At 70.5% G+C, this 3,776-nt stretch carries 4 protein-coding genes and 1 pseudogene; 4 read left to right on the top strand and 1 reads right to left on the bottom strand.

Annotated features, from left to right (window positions below; genetic code table 11):
• Both glmM and D180_RS10185 read left to right on the top strand, forming a co-directional pair.
• A pseudogene (gene glmM, locus D180_RS10190) lies at positions 1-534 on the top strand (phosphoglucosamine mutase); the annotation flags it as partial.
• A 118-nt stretch (positions 535-652) separates the two neighbouring features.
• Complete coding sequence (locus D180_RS10185; RefSeq protein ID WP_017912714.1) at positions 653-1,591, top strand: 2-oxoglutarate and iron-dependent oxygenase domain-containing protein; 939 nt, start codon at positions 653-655, stop codon at positions 1,589-1,591.
• A gap of 128 nt (positions 1,592-1,719) precedes the next feature.
• Here the strand turns inward: D180_RS10185 and D180_RS10180 are convergent, their stop codons facing one another.
• Positions 1,720-2,520 (bottom strand): SDR family NAD(P)-dependent oxidoreductase, encoded by an 801-nt coding sequence (locus D180_RS10180; protein ID WP_017912713.1) that lies wholly within the window; start codon positions 2,518-2,520, stop codon positions 1,720-1,722.
• Between the two features lie 113 nt (positions 2,521-2,633).
• On the opposite strand from D180_RS10180, the gene tpiA reads away from it, so the two are divergent.
• A complete protein-coding gene (tpiA, locus tag D180_RS10175; protein ID WP_043090753.1) occupies positions 2,634-3,395 on the top strand; it encodes a triose-phosphate isomerase in 762 nt (253 codons plus the stop codon).
• A gap of 62 nt (positions 3,396-3,457) precedes the next feature.
• A partial coding sequence (gene secG, locus D180_RS10170; RefSeq protein WP_017912711.1) for a preprotein translocase subunit SecG occupies positions 3,458-3,776 on the top strand: 319 nt, incomplete at its 3' end.

The raw sequence follows: 3,776 nt of genomic DNA, 5'->3' as shown, positions 1-3,776 counted from the left end.
GGCTGGCAGGCCAGCGGCCGCCTGCACGGCCCGGTGGTCGGCACGCTGATGACCAACTATGGCCTGGAACGGGCGCTGGCCGCGTTGCAGGTGCCGTTCCTGCGCGCCAAGGTCGGCGACCGCTACGTGCACCAGGCACTGGTGGAACAGGGCGGGGTGCTCGGCGGCGAGGCCTCCGGGCACATGCTGTGCCTGGACCGCGCCACCACCGGCGACGCCATCGTCAGCGCGCTGCAGGTGCTGGAAGTGCTCAAGCGCTCGCGGCAGACCCTGCGCCAGGCGCTGGCCGGCCTGCAGAAGGTGCCGCAGCAGACGATCAACGTGCGCCTGCAGCCGGGCGTGCGCCCGCTCGAGGCCGAGACCGTGAAGGCCGCGCTGGCCGCGGCGCAGGCGGCGGTGCAGGGGCGCGGGCGCGCCTTCCTGCGCGCCTCCGGCACCGAACCGGTGGTGCGGGTCACGGTCGAGGCCGACGATGCCGCGCTGATGCGACAGACCCTCGACGCGCTGGCCGAGGCGGTCCGTGACGCGGCGTGAGTCGATCGCCATTGCCCTCTTCGTGATCGTCGCCAAGGCGGTCACGTTCTACCTGCTGTACCGCCTGCTGCGCTGAGCGCGGCGTTTGTCCCCTTCTTACGAGATGACGGTTCCTGCCATGACTGCGCGCATTCCCACCCTCGACATCACCCGCTTCGACACCGACCGCGAGGCCTTCGTCGCCGAGCTGGGCGCGGCCTACCGCGAGTGGGGCTTCGCCGGCATCCGCAACCACGGCATCGCCCAGGCGCAGATCGACGCCGCCTACGACGTGTTCAAGGCGTTCTTCGCGCTGCCCGAGGAGACCAAGCGCACCTACCACCTGCCCGGCAGCGGCGGCGCGCGCGGCTACACCGCCTTCGGCGTGGAGACCGCCAAGGACTCCAAGCACTTCGACCTGAAGGAGTTCTGGCACATCGGTCGCGAGATCGCCGACGACTCCCCGTACCGCGCGGTGATGCCGCCGAACCTGTGGCCGAGCGAAGTGCCCGGCTTCCGCACCCACGGCTACGGCCTGTACCAGGCGCTGGATGCGCTCGGCGCGCGCGTGCTGTCGGCGCTGGCCCTGCACATCGGCCTGCCCGAGCACTACTTCGTCGACAAGACCGATTCGGGCAACTCGATCCTGCGCCCGATCCACTACCCGCCGATCACCGCCGACGACATCCCCAACGTGCGCGCCGGCGCCCACGAGGACATCAACCTGATTACCCTGCTGGTCGGCGCCAGCGCCGCCGGCCTGGAAGTGAAGTCCAAGCAGGGCGAGTGGGTGCCGTTCACCTCCGACGCCGACACCATCGTGGTCAACATCGGCGACATGCTGCAGCGCCTGACCAACCACGTGTACCCCTCGACCACCCACCGCGTGGTCAACCCCCCGGGCGAGCAGGCGCGCCAGCCGCGCTACTCGGTGCCGTTCTTCCTGCACCCGAACCCGGACTTCGTGATCGACGTGCTGCCGTCCTGCGTCAGCGCCGACAACCCCAGCCGCTATCCCGAGCCGATCACCGCGCAGGGGTATCTGGAGGAGCGGTTGCGCGAGATCAAGCTGAAGTAGCCGGGAATCGGGAGTCGGGAGTGGGGAATCGTTAAAAGCGGGTTTCCGTGGCCAGTATTGTCACAGGCATCCACCGGCTTGGAGGCGAGGCGTTTCCATTCCCGTTTCCCCATTCCCTATTCCCGGCCTCATTCCACACTTCTGATCCGATGCGAGCCCCGGCCCATCATCCGCAGCAGCAGGGCATTGGGCAGTAGTGCCGTGAGCCCGAGCAGGGCGCGGTAGACCGCGCCGGGGACCACCCGGACCTTGCCGCGTTCGGCGCCGTCGATGCCGGCGCGGGCCACCGCGGCGGTCTGCAGCCAGATCCAGCGCGGCATAGCGTCCATCTGTTCGCGGGTGCCGGTGACGTCGTGGAACTCGGACCAGGTGAAGCCGGGGCACAGCGCGCAGACGCCGACGCTGCGGTCGGCGTTCTCCAGCGCCAGCGATTCGCTGAAGCGCAGCATGAAACTCTTCGCCGCCGCGTACAGGGTGTGGCCGTCGGCGCCGGGCACCAGGGCGGCGAACGAGGCGACGTTGAGGATGCGGCCGTGGCCGCTGGCGCGCAGCGCCGGCAGCAGCCGCCAGGTCAGTTCGCAGACCGCGCCGACCATCACCTGCAGGAACGCCGCGTGCACCGCCCAGTCCTGGGCGATGTAGCGGCCGGGCACGCCGTAGCCGGCGTTGTTGACCAGGATCCGCACCGCCAGCCCGCGCCGTTCGATCTCGGCCACCAGCGCGGCTGGCGCGGCCGGATCGGCCAGGTCCGCGACCAGCACCTCCACCGGCACCTGCGGCCGCAGTTCGGCGGCCAGCGCCTGCAACTGCGTCTCGCGGCGCGCGGTCAGGATCAGCGGCACGCCGCGGCGGGCGTATTCGCGGGCGATCTCGCGGCCGATGCCGCTGGAGGCGCCGGTGATCAGGGCGTAGCCGGGAAGCTGGGTCATGACGGTCTCTGGGCGTGGAGCGGGCGGCGTGGCGCAGGGCGGGGCAGGGGCGATGCCTGCCCTTGGCGGCGCATCGGCTATCCTCTCGGCACTTTTTCGCCGGAGATGCGCCGATGCGACGCAAGATCGTAGCCGGAAACTGGAAATTGCATGGCACCCGCCACTTCGCCGCCGACCTGGTACGGGAGATCGTCACCGGGCTGCACGAGGCCGAGCACGGCGTGGAGGTGGTGATCCTGCCGCCGCTGCCGTACCTGGGCGACCTGATCGAGCATTTCGAGGACCGGCTGCTGCGCTTCGGCGCGCAGGACGTCAGCAGCAACGAGAAGGGCGCCTACACCGGCGAGGTGTCGGCGGCGATGCTGGTGGACGTGGGCGCCGACTATGGCCTGGTCGGGCATTCGGAGCGGCGCCAGTACCACCAGGAGAGCAGCGAGCTGGTCGCGCGCAAGTTCGCCGCCGCCCTGCACGCCGGGCTGGTGCCGATCCTGTGCGTGGGCGAGACCCTGGAGCAGCGCGAGGCCGGGCGCACCGAGGCGGTCATCGCCGCGCAGCTGGCGCCGGTGCTGGATCTGGTCGGCGCCGAGGGCTTCGCCCGCGCGGTGGTGGCCTACGAGCCGGTCTGGGCGATCGGCACCGGCCGCACCGCCAGCCCGGCGCAGGCGCAGGCGGTGCACGCGTTCATCCGTGGCGAAGTGGCGGCGCGCGATGCTAGAATCGCGGATTCGTTGCCGATCCTGTATGGCGGCAGCGTCAAGCCCGACAACGCCGCCGAGCTGTTCGCGCAGCCGGATGTCGATGGCGGGCTGGTGGGCGGCGCCTCGCTGGTCGCCGCGGAATTCCTGGCCATCGTGCGAGCGGCGGCCACCTGTTGAGCGAACGGCCGCCGCTGGCGGCCGTTCGTCCCCCAAGTCGTACTGTCCGGACGGATTTCGAAATGCTGATGGTCATCCTCAATGTGGTCTACGTGCTGGTGGCGATCGCGATGATCGCGCTGATCCTGATGCAACGCGGCGCCGGTGCGGCGGCGGGTTCCGGGTTCGGCGCCGGCGCGTCCGGCACCGTGTTCGGATCGCGCGGCGCGTCCAACTTCCTGTCCAAGTCGACCAAGTGGCTGGCGGTGGTGTTCTTCGCCATCAGCCTGTTCATGGCCTGGTACGCCGGCCACAGCGCGCGTCCGGCCGACGCCAATCTGGGCGTGATGTCGCAGTCGGCCACCCCGGCGCCGGCTGCGCCGGCCGGCGAACTGCAGGTCC

This window comes from Xanthomonas sp. SHU 166 (assembly GCF_000364685.1).
Classification (GTDB): domain Bacteria; phylum Pseudomonadota; class Gammaproteobacteria; order Xanthomonadales; family Xanthomonadaceae; genus Xanthomonas_A; species Xanthomonas_A sontii.
The sequence above is the reverse complement of the archived record's forward strand: the minus strand, read 5'-3'. Positions and strand labels throughout refer to the sequence as shown.